Genomic DNA, 18,572 nt, shown 5'->3' with positions numbered 1-18,572 from the left:
CTCTCACTGACTACCGTGGCTATTTATGATTCAGGCAAATCGTCCATTTGCCCTGTAAAAAAGCGAGCCCCAATACTTTACACAATTTTTTAACAAAAACTGAGACTAATACGACTTTTTGTCGATGCTCGTTACTTCTGATGGGTTTATTGCTTTAATAGAAGCAGATTAACCATATGAAAACAGGGCTTGATAATGCAAAAACTCGTCAACTCAGTGCAGAACTATGCCTGGGGAAGTAAGACTGCGTTAACGGAACTCTACGGAATTGCCAATCCGGATAATCTGCCAATGGCGGAGTTATGGATGGGTGCCCACCCGAAGAGCAGCTCGCAGGTGGAAGGCGCGGACGGTAAACTGCATTCGCTGCGTGAAATTATCGATGGCGATAAAACCGGGTGGCTGGGCGAAAACGTTGCCGCCCGCTTTGGCGAACTGCCCTTCCTGTTTAAAGTGCTGTGTGCCGCGCAACCGCTCTCGATTCAGGTTCACCCGAATAAAAAAGCCTCTGAACTGGGCTTTGCGAAAGAGAACGCCGCCGGGATCCCCCTCGACGCCGCTGAGCGTAACTACAAAGATCCTAACCATAAGCCGGAACTGGTGTTCGCGCTGACGCCATTCCTCGCCATGAACGCGTTTCGCGAGTTTTCTGAGATAGTCTCCCTGTTGCAACCGGTGTCCGGTGCGCATCCGGCTATCGCTCACTTCCTGCAATCCCCGAACGCCGACGGGCTGCGCCAGTTATTCGCCAGCCTGCTGGATATGCAAGGCGACGAAAAAGCGCGCGCGCTGGCAGTGCTGAAAGCAGCAGTGAACAGCCAGCAGGGCGAGCCCTGGCAGACCATTCGTCTGATTGCTGAATTTTACCCTGATGACAGCGGTCTCTTCTCGCCGTTGCTGCTGAATGTGGTGAAACTGAATCCGGGTGAAGCCATGTTCCTGTTTGCTGAAACGCCGCATGCTTATCTGCAGGGCGTGGCGCTGGAAGTGATGGCAAATTCAGATAATGTCCTGCGCGCCGGATTAACACCGAAATACATTGATATTCCGGAGCTGGTAGCCAATGTGAAATTCGTGGCCAAACCTGCGGCGGAGTTACTGACGCAGCCGCAGAAAAACGGTCCGGAGCTGGACTTCCCGATCCCGGTTGATGACTTTGCTTTCTCGCTGCATGACCTGTCTGCGCAGGAAATCTCGCTATCTCAGTCAAGTGCCGCTATCCTTTTCTGCGTTGAAGGTGAAGCAGTGCTGAGCAAAGGCACGCAGCGTCTGGTGCTGAAACCGGGCGAGTCCGCCATCATCAGCGCTGCTGAATCGCCGGTCGCGATCAGCGGTACCGGGCGTCTGGCGCGGGTATTCAACAAGCAAAACTAAATACTGAAATTTAGTGGCAGTATTGCTAAGCTGCTGAAGATAGCTCATTCACACAGGCGGACGGTTCCGCCTGTTTTCATATCTTATGGACATGCATTATGAAAAAAAGTCTGATCGCGGCAGGCGTCATTGTCGCTCTGGGAGTGGTATGGACAGGCGGTGCCTGGTATACCGGTAAGCAACTTGAAACCCATATGACTGAGATGCTGGCGAAAGCAAACGCGCAGATCAAGCGTACATCGTCTGCGGCGGGCCTGGAGCTGGTTCATCAGAATTACCAGCGCGGCCTTTTTTCAAGCCAGCTTGATCTGGTCATCAAGCCTGTCGATGGCGCGACGCAAAGCTGGCTGAAGCCCGGTCAGACTATCGTCATGAAAGAGAACATCGATCATGGACCCTTCCCGCTGGCGGCGCTGAAATCGTTTAATCTGATGCCGATGATGGCTTCCGTGAAAACGGTGCTGGTGAATAATGCGGTGACCAAACCGTTGTTCGATCTGGCTAACGGTCAGTCTTTTGTCGAGTCAGATACCCGCATCAGCTACAACGGCGACACCCGATCGCTGATCTCCCTGAAACCGCTAAACCGTGAAGCGGGTCAGGAAAAACTGTCGCTGAGCGGCGGTGAGTTTACATTTGATGCAGACCGTGAAGGCAATGCGTTTTCGCTGTCCGGATCCGTACCGAGCGCGTTGATCGAGACCGTCAATGAGCACGGTATGCGGGTTAAGCTGACCCTCAATAATCTCACCACGGAAGGCGCCAGCAAACGCGCCAGTTTTGACGAATACGTCGGTAACCAGAAAATCGCCCTTGATAAGCTGGCGATCTCCATGGAAGGCGTTGACCTCGGGCAACTGGAAGGTCTGACGGTAGAAGGCCGGGCCGACCTGGCCGCTGACGGTAAAACCGTGAACAGTCAGATTGATTACACGCTCAACAGCCTGAAGCTTAAAAATCAGGACATGGGTAGCGGTAAGCTGACGCTGAAAGTGGGCAACATCGACGGGGCTATCTGGCACGAATTTAATCAGACCTATAATGCACAAGCCCAGAAAGTATTGCAGGAAGCGGATCTAGCGAACGACCCGGAAGGGTATCAGCAAGAGGCGGCAGAAGCGCTGCTCAGCGCGTTGCCGATCCTACTGAAAGCCGAGCCGGTGATCACCGTCGCGCCGCTAAGCTGGAAAAACAGCAAAGGCGAAGCCACCTTTAATTTGTCGCTGTTCCTGAAGGATCCGGCGAAAAATACGCAGCCGCCGCAAGCGCTGGCCGATCAGGTCGATATGTTCGTCAAAAATCTCGACACCAAATTAGTGATTCCCATGGACATGGCGACCGAGTTCATGACGCAGTCTGCCAGCCTCGAAGGCTATAAGCCGGAAGATGCGGCGAAACTGGCGCAGCAGCAGGTGAAAGGTCTGTCGGCGATGGGCCAGATGTTCCATCTGACCACCGAAGAAAACAACAGCATCACCTCGAGCCTGCAATACACAGCGGGACAAGTGACGCTGAACGGTAAGAAAATGTCGCTGGAAGAGTTTGTCGGCATGTTTGGCGGGGTGCTGAATTTGCAGGCACCAGATGCACCGGAAGAGTAAAATACAGGCCCCTCACCCGAGGGGCTTTTTATTTTCGGGTCACCAGCCGCGGCGGCATGATGTGATTGCGCAGTGAAACCTGACCAGTGTCAATGCGTTGCAGAATGCGTTCCGCGAGGCTCTGCCCCATCTCTCTCGCCGGAAGTGTCACCCAGGTCAACGGCAGATCATCCAGTTCCGCCTCCGGTACTTCAGCAAATGCCGCCAGCGTGACGCGTTGCTCAAAATAACTTTCCACGCTGTCCTCACCGCTCTGTTTCCCTGCCCGCATTAAACCAAACCAGGCACCCATCGCAATCACGCTGTTGTAACACAGCACAGCGGTGATGGTCGGATACTGGCGCAATAACCCGGTCATGACTTCAGCCGCTTGTTTCTGGCTCGATTCGCACTCCAGCACCCAGTCGCTGTGAAACGGCAAGCCGTATTTCAGCAGCGTGGCGCAGTATCCCCCGACACGCTCGGCGCGGGTCAGAGAGGAACTCTGGCCGCCGAGCCAGGCGATACGCTGGTGACCACGGCGAATCAGATGTTCGGTGATCAACTGTGCGGCCTGCATGTTATCCGGGCGGATAAGATCGACCTCATCAAGATAGCTGGCGCGGGAGGCAAACACCAGCGGCACACCCGCCTCTTCGGCGCGATCACGCAGTTCGGCGCCGCGATCGACAGAGCCGGCGATAATCACCCCATCAACGCCCTGCGATACCAGCGTTTCAAAGCGATGTAGCATATTTTCGCCATCCGGCCCGCTCTGGGTGAGGAACACCATCTTCCCCTGCGCTTCCAGCGCTTCGGTTAAACCGGCCGTCAGCTCCGCATAAAACGGTGCCGAGAGATCGCCGACAATCAGGCCAATTACCCCCGTTTGCCCGCCGCGCAACGACGCCGCCTGGCGGTTACGCACAAAACCCAGTTGTTCGATGGCCTGGTTAACGCGCTCACCGGTCGCTGTCGAAATTCGCCCTTTCCCGCTCAGTACCAGCGATACCGTACTGACAGACACCCCTGCCGCCAGCGCAACATCGTTAATCGTGATTTTTTTTGCGATAGCCATGAATTGCGTCTGACTCCCTTTGCCGCAGCGATAAAACGTTTTATCTATCGATGGTCTTTATAAACGTTATTATCCACTGATTATGTGATTTCTCTCGCACTAAAATTTGATAAAACGTTTTATCTTGCCGCTTCGTTACACCACACAGCTTATTTTTATAACAAGGAGTCGTTTTATGACGGCAAAAGCAGCACCAAAAATCACTCTGTGGGAGTTTTTTCAGCAGCTTGGCAAAACGTTCATGTTGCCTGTGGCGCTGCTCTCCTTCTGCGGCATCATGTTAGGGATCGGCAGCTCATTAAGCAGCCACGACGTCACCACCCTGTTACCCTGGCTGGACACGCCGCTGTTACAGGCCATTTTCATCTGGATGAGTAAAGTTGGCTCCTTCGCTTTCAGCTTCCTGCCGGTGATGTTCTGTATCGCTATTCCGCTCGGACTGGCGCGTGAAAACAAAGGCGTTGCTGCGTTTGCCGGTTTTGTCGGCTATGCGGTGATGAATCTGGCGGTGAACTTCTGGTTGACGGCGAAAGGCATTCTGCCCACCACTGACGCCGCCGTTCTGAAAGCAAACAATATCCAGAACGTATTGGGGATCCAGTCCATTGACACCGGGATCCTCGGCGCGGTGATTGCCGGGATAGTCGTCTGGATGCTGCACGAACGTTTCCACACCATCCGTCTACCGGATGCACTGGCTTTCTTCGGCGGCACCCGTTTTGTTCCGATCGTCACTACGGTTGTGATGGGGCTGGTTGGTCTGGTGATCCCGCTGGTCTGGCCGGTCTTCGCCATGGGTATCAACGCCCTCGGTCATGTGATCAACAGCGCTGGCGATTTTGGCCCGATGATTTTCGGTACCGGCGAACGCCTGCTGCTGCCGTTTGGCCTGCACCATATTCTGGTGGCACTGATCCGCTTTACCGAAGCGGGCGGCACTATGGACGTGTGTGGTCATACTGTGAATGGCGCGCTAACGATCTTCCAGGCACAGTTGAGCTGCCCGGAAACGCACGGCTTTGCCGAAAGCGCAACCCGCTTCCTTTCTCAGGGAAAAATGCCGGCGTTCCTCGGCGGTCTGCCGGGTGCGGCACTGGCGATGTATCACTGTGCCCGCCCGGAAAACCGTCACAAAATTAAGGGGCTGCTGATTTCCGGTGTTATCGCCTGCGTTGTCGGCGGCACCACCGAACCGCTGGAATTCCTGTTCCTGTTCGTGGCGCCAGTGCTATACATCATCCATGCCCTGCTGACCGGTCTGGGCTTCACCATGATGGCTATCCTCGGCGTAACCATCGGCAACACCGACGGCAACGTCATTGATTTCGTAGTCTTTGGCATCCTGCATGGCCTGGCGACGAAATGGTATCTGGTGCCGGTAGTCGCGGCTATCTGGTTTGCGGTGTACTACGCTATCTTCCGTTTTGCCATCACCCGCTTTAATCTGAAAACCCCGGGTCGCGACATCGATACCAGTACGGTGGAAAAAGCGGTTGCAGGCGTAACGGGCAAATCGGGTTATAACGTGCCGGCAATTCTGGCGGCGCTCGGCGGTGCGGAAAACATCGTCACTCTCGACAACTGTATTACCCGCCTGCGTCTGTCGGTCAATGACATGTCAAAAGTGGACGCCGCGGCGCTGAAAGCCAACCGCGCAATCGGCGTGGTTCAGCTTAACCAGCACAACCTGCAGGTGGTCATTGGTCCGCAGGTGCAGTCGGTGAAAGATGAAATGGCCACGCTGATGAATACCGTGCAGGCATAAAACGCCCTTTCCCCCTTCCTTAAGAAGGGGGAAACTGACTTCACTGCACAATGATTAAGGACGCTCTGATGTTTGATTTCTCCACGCCCATCGACAGACACGGTACCTGGTGCACGCAATGGGATTACGTCGCTGACCGTTTCGGCGCCGCCGACCTGCTTCCCTTCACCATCTCCGACATGGATTTCGCCACCGCACCCTGCGTTATTGAGGCTGTCAGCCAGCGTCTTACCCATGGCGTTTTTGGCTACAGTCGCTGGAAGAACGAGGAATTCCTCGGAGCCATTACTCACTGGTTCGCCAGCCGTTTTCACAGCCAGATTGACCGTGAATCTGTCGTATACGGGCCATCGGTGATCTACATGGTGTCTGAGATGATCCGCCAGTGGTCCGCGCCGGGCGACGGTGTGGTAGTCAATACCCCGGCATACGATGCATTCTATAAAGCTATTGAAGGAAATCAGCGCCGCGTGGCCGCCGTGTCGTTAGTAAAACACGGTAACGACTGGCGCTGCGATATGGATCAGCTGGAACAGGTACTGTCACAGCCGCAGAACACGCTGCTGCTGTTGTGCAGCCCGCATAACCCAACCGGCAAAGTGTGGACTCGCGAGGAGCTTGATACCATTGCGGCGCTGTGTGAAAAGCATCACGTCCGCGTTATCAGCGATGAGATCCATATGGATATGGTGTGGAGCGACCATCCGCATATTCCCTGGCGCGAGGTGGCCAGGGGACCGTGGGCGTTGTTTACCTCAGGCTCAAAAAGCTTCAATATTCCGGCGTTGACCGGCGCATACGGGCTGATTGGCGATGCAACCTCCCGCGGGGCGTATCTGGATGCGTTGAAAGGCCGCGACGGGCTCTCTTCGCCTTCTGTGCCGGCGATTGTCGCGCACATTGCCGCCTACCGTGATGGCGCGCCCTGGCTCGACGCGCTACGGGCGTATTTGCGGGACAACATGCGTTACATTGCACGCGAACTGAATCAGGCATTCCCGGAACTTTGCTGGCAACCACCGGAATCCACCTATCTGGCATGGATTGACCTGCGTCCATTGAATATCGATGACCGGGCATTACAGAAGCAGCTCATCGAAACGCAAAAAGTGGCGATCATGCCTGGTTACACCTATGGCGAGGAAGGCAACGGTTTTATCCGCCTTAACGCCGGGTGCCCGCGTGTGAAGCTGGAACAAGGGGTACAACGCCTCATCGCCGCCCTGCAGTCCTTCCGTTGACAATTTGCGCAACAAAACTTTTTGTTGCGCAAAATAGCTTTCTCGTCGCTTTTATTTTTATAATGGTCCGCACTTTAACTAAAACGGTGCGACCATGATTGATACTAACCTTCCCCTGACCGATATTCATCGCCACCTTGATGGCAACATTCGCGCGCAAACCATTCTTGATCTTGGTCGCCAGCATAATATTGCCCTGCCAGCCGATACGCTGGACGCGCTACGTCCGCATGTTCAGGTCACCAGTAACGAACCTGATCTGGTTAGCTTCCTGTCTAAACTTGACTGGGGTGTGAAAGTTCTCGCCTCGCTGGAAGCCTGCCGCCGTGTCGCGTATGAAAACGTGGAAGACGCCGCGCGCAACGGGCTGCATTACGTTGAGTTGCGCTTTTCACCGGGTTATATGGCGATGGCCCACCAGCTACCGATCTCCGGGGTGGTTGAGGCGGTGATTGCCGGGGTACGCGAAGGCAGTCGTGATTTCGGCGTTGATGCGCGTCTGATTGGCATCATGAGCCGTACGTTTGGTGAAACCGCCTGTTTGCAGGAACTGGATGCGCTGCTGGCACACCGTGACGGTATTACGGCACTGGATCTGGCGGGTGATGAGCTGGGTTTTCCTGGCAGCCTGTTCCTCAATCACTTTAATCGCGCCCGCGATGCCGGCTGGCGGATCACCGTGCATGCCGGTGAAGCGGCTGGCCCGGAAAGTATCTGGCAGGCGATCCGCGAACTGGGCGCCGAACGCATTGGTCACGGCGTGAAAGCGGTAGAAGATCCGGCGCTGATGGATTTCCTCGCTGAACAGCGTATTGGCATTGAATCCTGCCTGACCTCAAACATCCAGACCAGCACGGTGTCGTCACTGACCCGCCATCCGCTGAAAACCTTCCTCGAACACGGCATTCTGGCCAGCATTAACACCGACGACCCGGCGGTTCAGGGTATTGATATTATTCATGAATATGACGTTGCCGCGCCGGCAGCCGGGCTGAGCCAGGCGCAAATCCGCCAGGCGCAGATTAACGGCCTGGAGAGCGCGTTTCTGTCAGCGCAGGAAAAACAGGCGTTACGGGATCGGGTGAAAAACCGCTAAGACAAAAAAGCCGCTCTGTTGAGCGGCTTTTGCTTCATCAGGTCAGACACAGCGTGGAGCGATGCTTCGCCGACTCAATGCCCAGCTCGATAAGCTCCATAATCTGAATTGCCTGGCTTGCCGGAACCGGATTCTCCCCGGTGCCATTAAGCGCATCGCGAATTGCAGCATAATAGGCCGGATAGTTCCCTGGCTGCGTAAGCCACGTTGTTTCGACGCGTTCCTCACCGTCAACGCGGGTCAGCACGCCATCGCGCGTATCGTGCCCCCAGTCGTCCTGTGGCGGGCGCTCACCGCTTTTCAGCCGGTCTTCCTGCGGATCAAGCCCGTATTTGACATAGCTTGCCCGCGAACCGTGGATGATATACCGTGCGGTTTCAGCAGCCGCCAACAAGGTACCATGCAACACGATGCGGCGTTGCGGATAGGTCAGAATCGCGTGGAAATAGTCGGTTGACTGTGCGCCAGGGCGTAACTGCGCCAGATCAACAGTCAGACTGACGGGCAGGCCAAACAGGTTAACCGCCTGATCTAGCAAATGCGGGCCTAAGTCATACCAGATGCCACTCCCCGGACCGCCCATTTCGCGCCAGCGGTTACGCACCTGCGGACGATAGCGATCAAAGTGCGATTCAAAATACGCCACTTCCCCCAGGGCACCGTCAGCGATCAACGCCTTCACGGTGAGAAAATCACTGTCCCAGCGACGGTTATGAAACACCGACAGCAGTCGTCCAACACTGCGTGCCAACGCATCCAGCTCACGCGCCTGTGACAGTGTCACGGTAAAGGGTTTATCAACGACCACGTGCTTACCCGCTTCCAGTGCGGCTTTCGCCAGCGGGAAATGGGTGTCGTTCGGCGTGGGGATGACGATCAAATCGATACTGGGATCGTTAAACAAATGCTTCGGCTCAGCAACCACCTGCACATCAGGCCAGTCGGCTTTCACTTTGGCCTCGTCACTGCTCGAAACGACCGCCAGCTCCATTCCTGGTGTGCCACTGATCAGCGGTGCATGGAATGTCTTACTGGCATAGCCATAACCTATTAATCCGACACGGATGTTGTCACTCATGTTGCAGCCTCTCATCGATAACGTCGGACTATTTCACAACATCTGCCTGAGCCCCACAACCGAATAATTCGCAGGGGAATATTTTCAGGGCTTGCATCATTATCGCTGATGAGTAAGATTTGCCGCCTGTATTCACTTTTTCCTTAGAAATCATGTCGTCAGTATTATCTCGTGTTGTAGAACTCATGGGCTGGATCACGGTGGGCGTTTGCGTTTTGTTACTCCTTATTGCTCACCATATCGATAATTATCAGGCTCCTGAACCGGTGGTCGCCCTGCAAAGTAAATAATCGCCCTTTCGGATCGTGAGCGCGATCGCAACGATGTAACCGGTTTCTGAAACCGGTTGCACTGCCGGTGTTATCCTTCCTACACTGCCTTATCCCATCGATAAGGAGTGAATTATGTCTGCATTTCCCAAACATTTTCTCTGGGGCGCCGCCACCGCCGCTTACCAGGTTGAAGGCGCGCACGATGCCGACGGCAAAGGCCCTTCTATCTGGGACCGTTTTTCGCATATTCCAGGCACGACCTATCAGAACACCAACGGTGACGTGGCGGTGGATCATTATCATCGCTTTCGTGAAGATGTGGCATTAATGGCGGAAATGGGGCTGCAAAGCTACCGGTTTTCCATCTCCTGGCCGCGCCTGCTGCCCACAGGGCGAGGTGAAATCAATGAAGCGGGTGTTAAATTTTACAGTGACCTGATTGACGCCCTGCTCGCCCATAATATCGTGCCAATGATTACGCTATACCACTGGGATCTCCCGCAGGCGTTGCAGGACGAAGGCGGCTGGGAGGCCCGTTCTACCGCAGAAGCGTTTGCGGAGTATGCCAGGCTATGCTATGACCGGTTTGGCTCACGGGTGAAACTGTGGGACACCTTTAATGAAACCATCGTTTTCATTGGTCATGGCTATATCACTGGCAGCCATCCGCCATCCGTGAAAGACCCCGCCCGTGCCATTCAAGCCTGTCACCACGTTTTTATTGCCCATGCGCTGGCGGTGAAAGCATTCCGTGAGATGGTAATTGATGGCGAAATTGGTTTTGTCAATGTGCTACAGCCACATACGCCACTGACCGATAAACAAGCGGATCGCGACGCATCCGCGCTCGCCGACGCCATTCATACGCACTGGCTGTACGATCCGGTGTTGCTCGGCACTTATCCTGCCGCCCTGCTGGCGCAGACGCAGACGCTGTGGGGCGTTCCCCGCTTCGCGCCGGGCGATGATGCCCTGCTGCGTGAGAACCGTTGCGATTTTATCGGGCTCAATTATTACCGCCGGGAAACGGTGGTTGCGAATGAAGAGGAAACGCGGCAACAAAGTAATAACAGTGGCGAACCTGGCAGCGGTGGCGAATTTGGTTTCAAAGGGTTATTTAAATTTGTACGCAACCCGGACGGGGTTTACACCGACTGGGACTGGGAAATCTGGCCGCAAGGATTGACCGACGGCATAATGATGATCAAAGAAAGGTACGGTAATATTCCCGTCTATATCACCGAAAATGGTTTAGGCGCAAAAGACCCAATTATTAATGGTGAGATTGTCGATGATCCACGAATAGAGTATCTGCGAATGCATATTATCGCGCTTGAAAAAGCGATTGATCTTGGTGCCGATGTGCGGGGGTATTATCCATGGTCATTTATTGATTTACTGAGCTGGTTAAACGGCTATAAGAAACAATATGGCTTCGTTTATGTCGATCATAATCAAGACCTGGTGAGAAAACGTAAAAAGAGTTTCTTCTGGTATCAGAACGTTATTGCCAGCCATGGTGAAGAGCGTTAATCTTCCTTAGCGGGCGCCGTCCGGCGTCCGGTCATCATTCAAGAAAAATCTTAAAAATCCAATAATGACAGGTCTGTCAGTGAAGCTGCTTGTCTTTGGATGTTGTACCCTAAATAATAATTGAACATCACCAGTACATCGCACCCCTGTCAGGGATGCCGCGGATATAGTTTGTTATGTCCACAGACTTATTTACGGCGAATAAATGCATTATAAAAGGGATACTTTTAATTATGACCGTCCAGGATTATTTGCTCAAATTTCGTAAAATCAACTCACTTGATAGTCTGGAAAAACTTTTTGATCATCTGAATTACTCGTTGGATGATAGCCACGAGATCATCAGCATGTATCGTGCTGCCGACCACCGTCGCGCTGAACTGGTCTCCGGCGGTCGCTTGTACAATATTGGCGAAGTGCCGAAATCTGTTTGGCGATACGTGCAATAAACTCTGTCCTCCCGGGTGCCAGTTGCTTTATACTTCTGCTCCTGTTTTGATGCAGGCAACTGGCGCTAATTTTCAGGAGAGGTCATGTCCGAAAAAACGGCTGAACGTATTGGTGGATGGCTGCTGGCCCCTCTGGCCTGGCTTTTGCTGGCGTTACTGAGCGCGTCGCTGGCGGTGGTACTGTATGCCAATGCGATTCTGTCTCCACAGACGTTTACTGTACTGCGACAGCAGAGCACGCTTAACCTGGGCCTCTGGATCCTGTCTTGCGCATTTGCGGCAGGAATGTGGTATTACACCCTCTGGCTGGCGATTGCCTTCTTTAAACGCCGTCGGATTGTGCCGAAACATTATATTATCTGGTTGTTGATTTCGGTCCTGCTGGCCGTTAAAGCATTTGCGTTTTCCCCTGTTTCAGACACACTGGCGCTGCGCCAGCTGCTGTTCCCGCTACTGGCGGCTGCCCTGATGGTGCCCTATTTTAAGCGCTCCACGCGGGTAAAACGCACCTTTGTGAATCCGTAATAACCGTACAGTTTCCCTGTTGTCGCCTGTTGCCGTTTAGCGGATAATAGGCGGCTTTGTATTTTTCAGGTCGAATAATGGCTGACTATCTGCTGCTTTTTATTGGCACCGTCCTCGTCAATAACTTCGTGCTGGTGAAGTTTCTTGGGCTGTGTCCATTCATGGGCGTTTCTAAGAAACTGGAAACAGCCATGGGGATGGGACTGGCGACCACATTTGTGATGACGCTGGCGTCCGTGTGCGCCTGGCTTATTGATACCTGGATCCTGCTCCCACTTAATCTTGTCTATTTGCGAACGCTGGCCTTTATTCTGGTCATCGCCGTGGTGGTACAATTCACGGAAATGGTGGTGCGCAAGACCAGCCCGGCGTTGTATCGTCTGCTGGGGATTTTCCTGCCACTGATTACCACCAACTGCGCCGTGCTGGGTGTGGCGCTGCTGAATATCAATCTTGGGCATAATTTCCTGCAGTCCGCGCTGTATGGTTTTTCAGCCGCCGTCGGCTTCTCGCTGGTGATGGTGCTGTTTGCCGCAATCCGCGAGCGCCTTGTCGCCGCAGACGTACCTGCCCCGTTTCGCGGTAACGCCATTGCGCTGATTACTGCAGGATTAATGTCTCTGGCCTTTATGGGCTTTAGTGGTCTGGTGAAGTTGTAATGAATGCTGTCTGGATAGCCGTCGCTGCGATTAGCCTTTTAGGGCTGATTTTCGGCGTCATTCTGGGATATGCCTCGCGTCGCTTTGCGGTAGAGGACGATCCTGTTGTAGAAAAAATTGACGAAATTTTGCCACAAAGCCAGTGTGGCCAGTGCGGATACCCTGGATGCCGCCCCTACGCCGAAGCCGTTGGGACTCAGGGAGAGAAAATCAACCGCTGTGCGCCAGGTGGCGAAGCGGTGATGCTGAAAATTGCGGCCCTGCTGAACGTTGAACCGCAGCCCATTGATGGCGATGAACAGGCGCTTGAGCCTGTCCGCATGCTGGCGGTGATTGATGAAAACAATTGTATCGGGTGCACCAAGTGTATTCAGGCTTGCCCGGTTGACGCCATTATTGGCGCAACGCGAGCCATGCATACTGTGGTGAGCTCTCTTTGTACTGGCTGCAATCTCTGTGTTGATCCTTGCCCGACGCGCTGTATCGAACTGCGCCCGGTCGAGACCACAACGGAGAGCTGGAAATGGAACCTGCAGACCATTCCGGTACAGATTATTCCAGTGGAACAACATGCTTAAGTTATTTTCCGCCTTCCGAAAAGAGCGTATCTGGGATTTCAACGGCGGTATTCACCCCCCGGAAATGAAAACTCAGTCAAACGGGACGCCTCTGCGACAGGTTCCACTGGCGCAGCGTTTTGTCATTCCGCTGAAACAACATATCGGCGCTGAAGGCGAGCTTTGCGTCAGCGTGGGTGATCGCGTTTTGCGCGGGCAGCCCCTTACCCGCGGCTGGGGTCGTATGCTGCCGGTTCATGCGCCAACTTCAGGGACGGTCGTGGCCATCGCTCCGCACTCTACCGCCCATCCGTCGGCGCTGGCCGAACTGAGCGTCATTATCGATGCCGACGGCGAAGACCGTTGGATAGAGCGCGACGGCTGGCACGACTATCAGAACAAATCCCGCAGCGAGTTGATCTCGCGTATTCATCAATTCGGTGTCGCCGGGTTAGGCGGCGCGGGGTTCCCAACAGGGAATAAACTGCAGGGCGGCGGCGATAAGATCAAAACTCTGATCATTAACGCGGCGGAATGTGAACCGTACATTACCGCTGATGACCGTTTGATGCAGGACTGCGCGGCACAGATCATTGAAGGTGTGCGAATTCTTGCGCATATCCTGCAGCCGCGCGAAATCCTGATTGGCATTGAGGACAACAAACCGCAGGCCATTTCGATGATGCGGGCGGTACTGGCAGGTTCGCACGACATCAGCCTGCGCGTGGTCCCAACCAAATACCCGTCCGGCGGTGCCAAACAGCTGACGCAAATCCTGACCGGTAAACAGGTCCCGCACGGCGGTCGTTCCTCCGACATTGGCGTGCTGATGCAAAACGTCGGGACGGCCTATGCTGTTAAGCGTGCCATTATTGACGGCGAACCGCTGACAGAACGCGTTGTTACCCTCACCGGTGAAGCGATCTCCCGCCCGGGCAACGTCTGGGCGCGTCTCGGTACGCCAGTTCGTCATCTGTTGGATAACGCCGGTTTTTGCGCTGGCAGTGAACAACTGGTGATCATGGGCGGGCCGCTGATGGGCTTTACCCTGCCGTGGCTCGACGTGCCGGTGGTGAAAATCACCAACTGCCTGCTGGCCCCATCGACGACGGAAATGGGCGAGCAGCAGGAAGAGAAAAGCTGCATTCGTTGCAGCGCCTGTGCCGATGCCTGTCCGGCTGATCTGCTGCCGCAGCAGTTGTACTGGTTCAGTAAAGGCCAGCAGCATGATAAAGCCACAGCACATCACCTTTCTGACTGTATCGAATGTGGTGCCTGTGCCTGGGTATGTCCAAGCAACATTCCCCTGGTACAGTACTTCCGTCAGGAAAAAGCAGAAATCCGCGCCATTGCGGACGAAGAAAAACGCGCGGCAGAAGCCAAAGCGCGCTTTGAAGCCCGCCAGGCACGCCTCGAACGCGAAAAAATGGCGCGCCAGGCTCGCCATAAAGACGCTGCTGCACAACCGGGTAAAACTGACCAGGCCGCCATTGCGGCTGCTCTGGCACGCGTTCGTGAGAAAAAGCAGCAGGCAACAGAGACGCTGGTGATCAAAGCAGGCACGCAACCGGATAACAGCGACGTTATTGCCGCCCGCGAGGCGCGTAAAGCGCAGGCGCGTGCACGTCAGGCGGAAAAATCACCAGACGACAGCGCGTCACCGGCGGTGGTTGATCCGCGTAAAGCTGCCGTTGAAGCCGCTATCGCCCGCGCTAAAGCACGTAAAGCAGAACAGCAACAACATACGCCTGCCGCCCCAGCGGAAAGCGAAGATCCACGAAAAGCCGCTATTGCCGCCGCTATTGCGCGCGCGCAAGCGAAGAAAGCCGCTCAGAAAGTCGCGACAGAGGAATAAATGGTATTCAGAATCGCAAGCTCCCCTTATACCCATAATCAACGCCAGACCTCGCGCATTATGATGTTGGTTCTGCTGGCGACGGTGCCAGGTATCGCCGTACAGAGCGGGTTCTTCGGTTGGGGAACACTGATACAACTCCTCATCGCCGGTGTGACGGCGCTGGTTGCCGAAACGGTGGTGCTGCGTTTACGTAAACAACCTGTCGGCGCGACGCTTTCAGATAACGCCGCCCTGCTGACCGGCGTGTTACTGGCCATCAGTATTCCGCCTCTCGCGCCCTGGTGGATGGTGGTGCTGGGGACCGCGTTTGCCATTATCATCGCCAAACAGCTGTACGGCGGACTGGGTCATAACCCGTTTAACCCGGCGATGATTGGTTACGTTGTGTTGCTTATCTCCTTCCCGGTACAAATGACCTCGTGGCTGCCGCCGCACAGTCTTGCCGCCACCGCACCGGATCTGCTGGACGCCATACAAATTATTTTCACCGGTCATGCGTCGTCGGGGCATGACATGAACAGCCTGCGGATGGGCATCGACGGGATCAGCCAGGCCACCCCGCTCGACAATTTTAAAACCTCTCTGCGTGCCGGCCACAGCGTTGAACAGGTTCTGCAAATGCCGATTTACGGCGGCGTGCTGGCAGGCATCGGCTGGCAGTGGGTGAACCTTGCCTATCTGGCAGGTGGTCTGTTGTTGCTGTGGAAAAAAACCATTCGCTGGCATATTCCGGTCAGTTTTCTGCTAAGCCTCACCGTTTGTTCGACACTGGGCTGGTTGTTCTCCCCGGAGACTTTCGCCTCGCCACAGATGCACCTGCTCTCCGGCGCGACGATGCTCGGGGCATTCTTTATTCTGACCGATCCGGTCACCGCCTCCACGACTGATCGCGGCCGCCTGATTTTTGGTGCGCTGGCCGGTCTGCTGGTGTGGCTGATCCGCAGTTTTGGCGGCTATCCTGATGGTGTTGCTTTCGCGACATTGCTGGCAAACATTACTGTTCCGCTGATCGATTACTACACGCGTCCGCGTGCTTACGGACACCGTTGAGGAACCCTGATGCTTAAGACAATGCAAAAACACGGTCTTATTCTGGCGTTATTTGCCGCGGGCTCGACCGGTCTGACGGCGGCGATCAACCAGTTGACCAAAGGGACCATCGACGAGCAGGCTGCACTACAACAAAAGCAACTATTTGATCAGGTGCTCCCTGCCGAACGGTATGACAACGATTTACAAAAAAGCTGTTATCAGGTAACAGCGCCTGAGCTGGGTAAAGGCGTGCATCATCTTTATATTGCCAGTAAAGATGATCGTCCTGTCGCTGCGGTGATTGAAGCCACGGCACCAGATGGCTATTCTGGCGCGATTCAACTGCTGGTCGGGGCCGATTTCAAAGGTACTGTATTAGGTACCCGCGTGACGGAACACCATGAAACACCGGGTCTTGGTGACAAGATCGAGCTGCGGTTGTCCGACTGGATCACCCATTTCTCCGGCAAAGTCATTCATGGTGCGGATGACAGTCACTGGGCGGTAAAGAAAGATGGCGGTGATTTTGACCAGTTTACTGGCGCAACCATCACCCCTCGAGCCGTCGTGAATGCCGTGAAACGTGCCGGCCTGTATGCGCAGACATTACCCGCGCAACTTCCTGAACTGAGCGCCTGTGGAGAGTAAGACCATGAGCGAAATAAAAGATGTTATCGTCCAGGGACTGTGGAAAAATAACTCTTCCCTGGTCCAGTTGCTCGGCCTGTGCCCCCTGCTGGCGGTCACCTCAACCGCGACCAACGCCCTGGGGTTAGGTCTTGCCACGACACTGGTCCTGACGCTGACCAACCTGTTTGTCTCTCTGCTGCGCCACTGGACACCACCAGAGATCCGCATTCCCATCTACGTGATGATTATTGCCTCGGTGGTGAGCGTAGTACAGATGCTAATCAACGCCTATGCTTTCGGTCTGTACCAGTCGCTGGGGATTTTTATCCCGCTGATTGTGACCAACTGCATCGTGGTCGGTCGCGCCGAAGCGTTTGCCGCTAAAAAAGGCCCGGCCCTGTCGGCACTTGATGGTTTTTCTATCGGTATGGGTGCCACATGCGCCATGTTTGTCCTCGGCTCGCTGCGTGAAATCATTGGTAACGGAACGCTGTTTGACGGCGCTGACGGTTTGTTGGGCGACTGGGCGAAAGTGCTGCGCATTGAAGTCTTCCATACCGATTCCCCGTTCCTGCTGGCGATGCTGCCGCCTGGCGCCTTTATCGGGCTTGGTATGCTGCTGGCCTTAAAATACCTGATCGATGAGCGCACTAAGCAGCGTAAGGCGAAACGTGACGCAATTGTTACAGCCCCTTCTGCGGATGCCACAGGGAAGATCTGATGAACAAAGCAAAACGGCTGGAGATCCTCGCCCGGTTGCGGGCAAACAATCCCCACCCGACCACTGAGCTGAATTTCGGTTCGCCGTTTGAGTTACTGATTGCGGTACTGCTTTCCGCGCAGGCAACCGACGTCAGCGTCAACAAAGCCACAGCAAAGCTCTACCCGGTGGCGAACACGCCGCAGGCAATGCTTGAGCTCGGTGTGGATGGCGTGAAGTCCTACATCAAGACTATCGGCCTGTTTAACAGCAAAGCCGAAAACGTGATAAAAACATGCCGCATTCTGCTTGAGCAGCATGGCGGTCAGGTGCCGGAAGACAGAGCGGCGCTGGAAGCGTTGCCCGGTGTCGGCCGCAAAACCGCCAACGTAGTGCTGAATACGGCCTTTGGCTGGCCTACTATCGCCGTGGATACGCATATTTTTCGCGTCTGTAACCGCACACAGTTCGCGCCAGGCAAAAACGTCGAACAGGTAGAAGAGAAACTGCTCAAAGTGGTGCCTGCTGAGTATAAGGTGGATTGCCACCACTGGCTTATCCTCCACGGGCGCTACACCTGCATCGCCCGTAAACCCCGTTGCGGCTCGTGTATTATTGAAGATCTCTGTGAATACAAAGAGAAAGTTGATTTCTGATAATTCGCCTTGTGGTGCAGCGGCGGCTGCACCCGTCTTGATTATTCCTCTTACCCCCTCTTTTCCTGCCAGGTTTTCCGAAAAACACCGACACATTCTCTGCCCATTAAACGTACCGTCAGGTTAATCGTTTTTTTCTAAGAAAAAATTTCTATATAAGTGTGAACTCGATCACCTGTGCAACATTGTGTTAATTTTATGTTGCGTAAAAGCCGCGAAATGACTGGCTTAACAACTGGTTTCCAATTCAACACAAGACAATTCACCAGCATTATTTAAGAATCCAGCCCATATCACTAACCTTTCACCTTAATAGCAGAAGATATCGCCACCACCCTAATATGAGCGACTTTACGCAGTGGAAAAAACCACCAAAGAACAAACAATGAAATTTAACGCTAAATAACATTTAGATGAACGGACGATTATACCACCCCGCTTATGTGTAACAGAGTATTACAAAGCACTTGCCTGGCGAGGCAGGATAGT

17 protein-coding genes and 1 pseudogene are annotated in these 18,572 nt (G+C 54.4%); 16 read left to right on the top strand and 2 right to left on the bottom strand.

Features of this window, described 5'->3' with window-relative positions; all coding sequences use genetic code 11:
* Positions 1-195: 195 nt before the first annotated feature.
* Both manA and GTGU_RS02490 read left to right on the top strand, forming a co-directional pair.
* Positions 196-1,374, top strand: coding sequence for a mannose-6-phosphate isomerase (gene manA, locus GTGU_RS02495; protein ID WP_038154014.1), 1,179 nt, complete (start codon positions 196-198; stop codon positions 1,372-1,374).
* 98 nt (positions 1,375-1,472) lie between these two features.
* Entirely contained in the window at positions 1,473-2,975 is a 1,503-nt protein-coding gene (locus tag GTGU_RS02490; RefSeq protein WP_038154009.1) for a YdgA family protein, read from the top strand.
* A 28-nt stretch (positions 2,976-3,003) separates the two neighbouring features.
* Here the strand turns inward: GTGU_RS02490 and GTGU_RS02485 are convergent, their stop codons facing one another.
* The gene (locus GTGU_RS02485; RefSeq protein WP_038154008.1) at positions 3,004-4,032 is read right to left on the bottom strand and encodes a Mal regulon transcriptional regulator MalI; all 1,029 of its coding nucleotides are present in this window, start codon (positions 4,030-4,032) and stop codon (positions 3,004-3,006) included.
* Between the two features lie 175 nt (positions 4,033-4,207).
* Between GTGU_RS02485 and malX the strand changes: the two genes are divergently transcribed.
* From malX to add, 3 genes are all read left to right on the top strand, one after another.
* On the top strand, positions 4,208-5,797 hold the full coding sequence (gene malX / locus GTGU_RS02480) for a maltose/glucose-specific PTS transporter subunit IIBC (protein ID WP_038154006.1): 1,590 nt from the start codon (positions 4,208-4,210) through the stop codon (positions 5,795-5,797).
* A 68-nt stretch (positions 5,798-5,865) separates the two neighbouring features.
* Positions 5,866-7,038: a MalY/PatB family protein gene (locus GTGU_RS02475; RefSeq protein WP_038154020.1), complete on the top strand. Its 1,173-nt coding sequence runs from the start codon at positions 5,866-5,868 to the stop codon at positions 7,036-7,038.
* A gap of 94 nt (positions 7,039-7,132) precedes the next feature.
* Positions 7,133-8,134 carry an adenosine deaminase gene (gene add / locus GTGU_RS02470; RefSeq protein WP_038154005.1) on the top strand — a complete coding sequence of 334 codons (1,002 nt, stop codon included), beginning with the start codon at positions 7,133-7,135 and terminating at the stop codon, positions 8,132-8,134.
* Positions 8,135-8,171: 37 nt separating this feature from the next.
* On the opposite strand, the gene GTGU_RS02465 is transcribed toward add, so the two are convergent.
* Positions 8,172-9,212, bottom strand: coding sequence for an oxidoreductase (locus GTGU_RS02465; RefSeq protein WP_038154002.1), 1,041 nt, complete (start codon positions 9,210-9,212; stop codon positions 8,172-8,174).
* Between the two features lie 152 nt (positions 9,213-9,364).
* On the opposite strand from GTGU_RS02465, the gene blr reads away from it, so the two are divergent.
* From blr to nth, 11 genes and pseudogenes are all read left to right on the top strand, one after another.
* Positions 9,365-9,502 carry a division septum protein Blr gene (gene blr / locus GTGU_RS24245; protein WP_072011890.1) on the top strand — a complete coding sequence of 46 codons (138 nt, stop codon included), beginning with the start codon at positions 9,365-9,367 and terminating at the stop codon, positions 9,500-9,502.
* A gap of 114 nt (positions 9,503-9,616) precedes the next feature.
* Positions 9,617-11,017 (top strand): GH1 family beta-glucosidase, encoded by a 1,401-nt coding sequence (locus GTGU_RS02460; RefSeq protein ID WP_038154001.1) that lies wholly within the window; start codon positions 9,617-9,619, stop codon positions 11,015-11,017.
* Positions 11,018-11,250: 233 nt separating this feature from the next.
* On the top strand, positions 11,251-11,466 hold the full coding sequence (ydgT, locus tag GTGU_RS02455; RefSeq protein WP_038153996.1) for a transcription modulator YdgT: 216 nt from the start codon (positions 11,251-11,253) through the stop codon (positions 11,464-11,466).
* Positions 11,467-11,550: 84 nt separating this feature from the next.
* Entirely contained in the window at positions 11,551-11,991 is a 441-nt protein-coding gene (locus GTGU_RS02450; protein ID WP_038153994.1) for a DUF2569 domain-containing protein, read from the top strand.
* Between the two features lie 77 nt (positions 11,992-12,068).
* Positions 12,069-12,650, top strand: coding sequence for an electron transport complex subunit RsxA (rsxA, locus tag GTGU_RS02445; protein ID WP_038153993.1), 582 nt, complete (start codon positions 12,069-12,071; stop codon positions 12,648-12,650).
* Positions 12,650-13,228, top strand: a complete 579-nt coding sequence (gene rsxB, locus GTGU_RS02440; RefSeq protein ID WP_038153991.1) for an electron transport complex subunit RsxB — start codon at positions 12,650-12,652, stop codon at positions 13,226-13,228. The genes rsxA and rsxB overlap by 1 nt, the downstream gene beginning before the upstream one ends.
* Positions 13,221-15,056, top strand: a pseudogene (rsxC, locus tag GTGU_RS02435) (electron transport complex subunit RsxC); the annotation flags it as partial. The gene rsxB and the pseudogene rsxC, both read left to right, overlap by 8 nt.
* Before the next feature lie 6 nt (positions 15,057-15,062).
* On the top strand, positions 15,063-16,115 hold the full coding sequence (gene rsxD / locus GTGU_RS02430) for an electron transport complex subunit RsxD (protein ID WP_038153989.1): 1,053 nt from the start codon (positions 15,063-15,065) through the stop codon (positions 16,113-16,115).
* A gap of 9 nt (positions 16,116-16,124) precedes the next feature.
* Complete coding sequence (gene rsxG, locus GTGU_RS02425) at positions 16,125-16,745, top strand: electron transport complex subunit RsxG (RefSeq protein ID WP_038153987.1); 621 nt, start codon at positions 16,125-16,127, stop codon at positions 16,743-16,745.
* Between the two features lie 4 nt (positions 16,746-16,749).
* The gene (locus tag GTGU_RS02420) at positions 16,750-17,448 is read left to right on the top strand and encodes an electron transport complex subunit E (protein ID WP_038153985.1); all 699 of its coding nucleotides are present in this window, start codon (positions 16,750-16,752) and stop codon (positions 17,446-17,448) included.
* Positions 17,448-18,083, top strand: coding sequence for an endonuclease III (gene nth, locus GTGU_RS02415; protein WP_038153983.1), 636 nt, complete (start codon positions 17,448-17,450; stop codon positions 18,081-18,083). Before GTGU_RS02420 ends, nth begins: the two co-directional genes overlap by 1 nt.
* Positions 18,084-18,572: the final 489 nt, after the last annotated feature.

The sequence above is a fragment of the Trabulsiella guamensis ATCC 49490 genome, assembly GCF_000734965.1.
GTDB lineage: Bacteria > Pseudomonadota > Gammaproteobacteria > Enterobacterales > Enterobacteriaceae > Trabulsiella > Trabulsiella guamensis.
This window is presented reverse-complemented; position numbering and strand designations above follow the sequence as displayed.

Bases quoted from the DNA above. Each gene is read 5' to 3' on its own strand.
- manA (WP_038154014.1), top strand. From the start codon at position 196: ATGCAAAAACTCGTCAACTCAGTGCAGAACTATGCCTGGGGAAGTAAG.
- GTGU_RS02490 (WP_038154009.1), top strand. From the start codon at position 1,473: ATGAAAAAAAGTCTGATCGCGGCAGGCGTCATTGTCGCTCTGGGAGTG.
- GTGU_RS02485 (WP_038154008.1), bottom strand. From the start codon at position 4,032: ATGGCTATCGCAAAAAAAATCACGATTAACGATGTTGCGCTGGCGGCA.
- malX (WP_038154006.1), top strand. From the start codon at position 4,208: ATGACGGCAAAAGCAGCACCAAAAATCACTCTGTGGGAGTTTTTTCAG.
- GTGU_RS02475 (WP_038154020.1), top strand. From the start codon at position 5,866: ATGTTTGATTTCTCCACGCCCATCGACAGACACGGTACCTGGTGCACG.
- add (WP_038154005.1), top strand. From the start codon at position 7,133: ATGATTGATACTAACCTTCCCCTGACCGATATTCATCGCCACCTTGAT.
- GTGU_RS02465 (WP_038154002.1), bottom strand. From the start codon at position 9,212: ATGAGTGACAACATCCGTGTCGGATTAATAGGTTATGGCTATGCCAGT.
- blr (WP_072011890.1), top strand. From the start codon at position 9,365: ATGTCGTCAGTATTATCTCGTGTTGTAGAACTCATGGGCTGGATCACG.
- GTGU_RS02460 (WP_038154001.1), top strand. From the start codon at position 9,617: ATGTCTGCATTTCCCAAACATTTTCTCTGGGGCGCCGCCACCGCCGCT.
- ydgT (WP_038153996.1), top strand. From the start codon at position 11,251: ATGACCGTCCAGGATTATTTGCTCAAATTTCGTAAAATCAACTCACTT.
- GTGU_RS02450 (WP_038153994.1), top strand. From the start codon at position 11,551: ATGTCCGAAAAAACGGCTGAACGTATTGGTGGATGGCTGCTGGCCCCT.
- rsxA (WP_038153993.1), top strand. From the start codon at position 12,069: ATGGCTGACTATCTGCTGCTTTTTATTGGCACCGTCCTCGTCAATAAC.
- rsxB (WP_038153991.1), top strand. From the start codon at position 12,650: ATGAATGCTGTCTGGATAGCCGTCGCTGCGATTAGCCTTTTAGGGCTG.
- rsxD (WP_038153989.1), top strand. From the start codon at position 15,063: ATGGTATTCAGAATCGCAAGCTCCCCTTATACCCATAATCAACGCCAG.
- rsxG (WP_038153987.1), top strand. From the start codon at position 16,125: ATGCTTAAGACAATGCAAAAACACGGTCTTATTCTGGCGTTATTTGCC.
- GTGU_RS02420 (WP_038153985.1), top strand. From the start codon at position 16,750: ATGAGCGAAATAAAAGATGTTATCGTCCAGGGACTGTGGAAAAATAAC.
- nth (WP_038153983.1), top strand. From the start codon at position 17,448: ATGAACAAAGCAAAACGGCTGGAGATCCTCGCCCGGTTGCGGGCAAAC.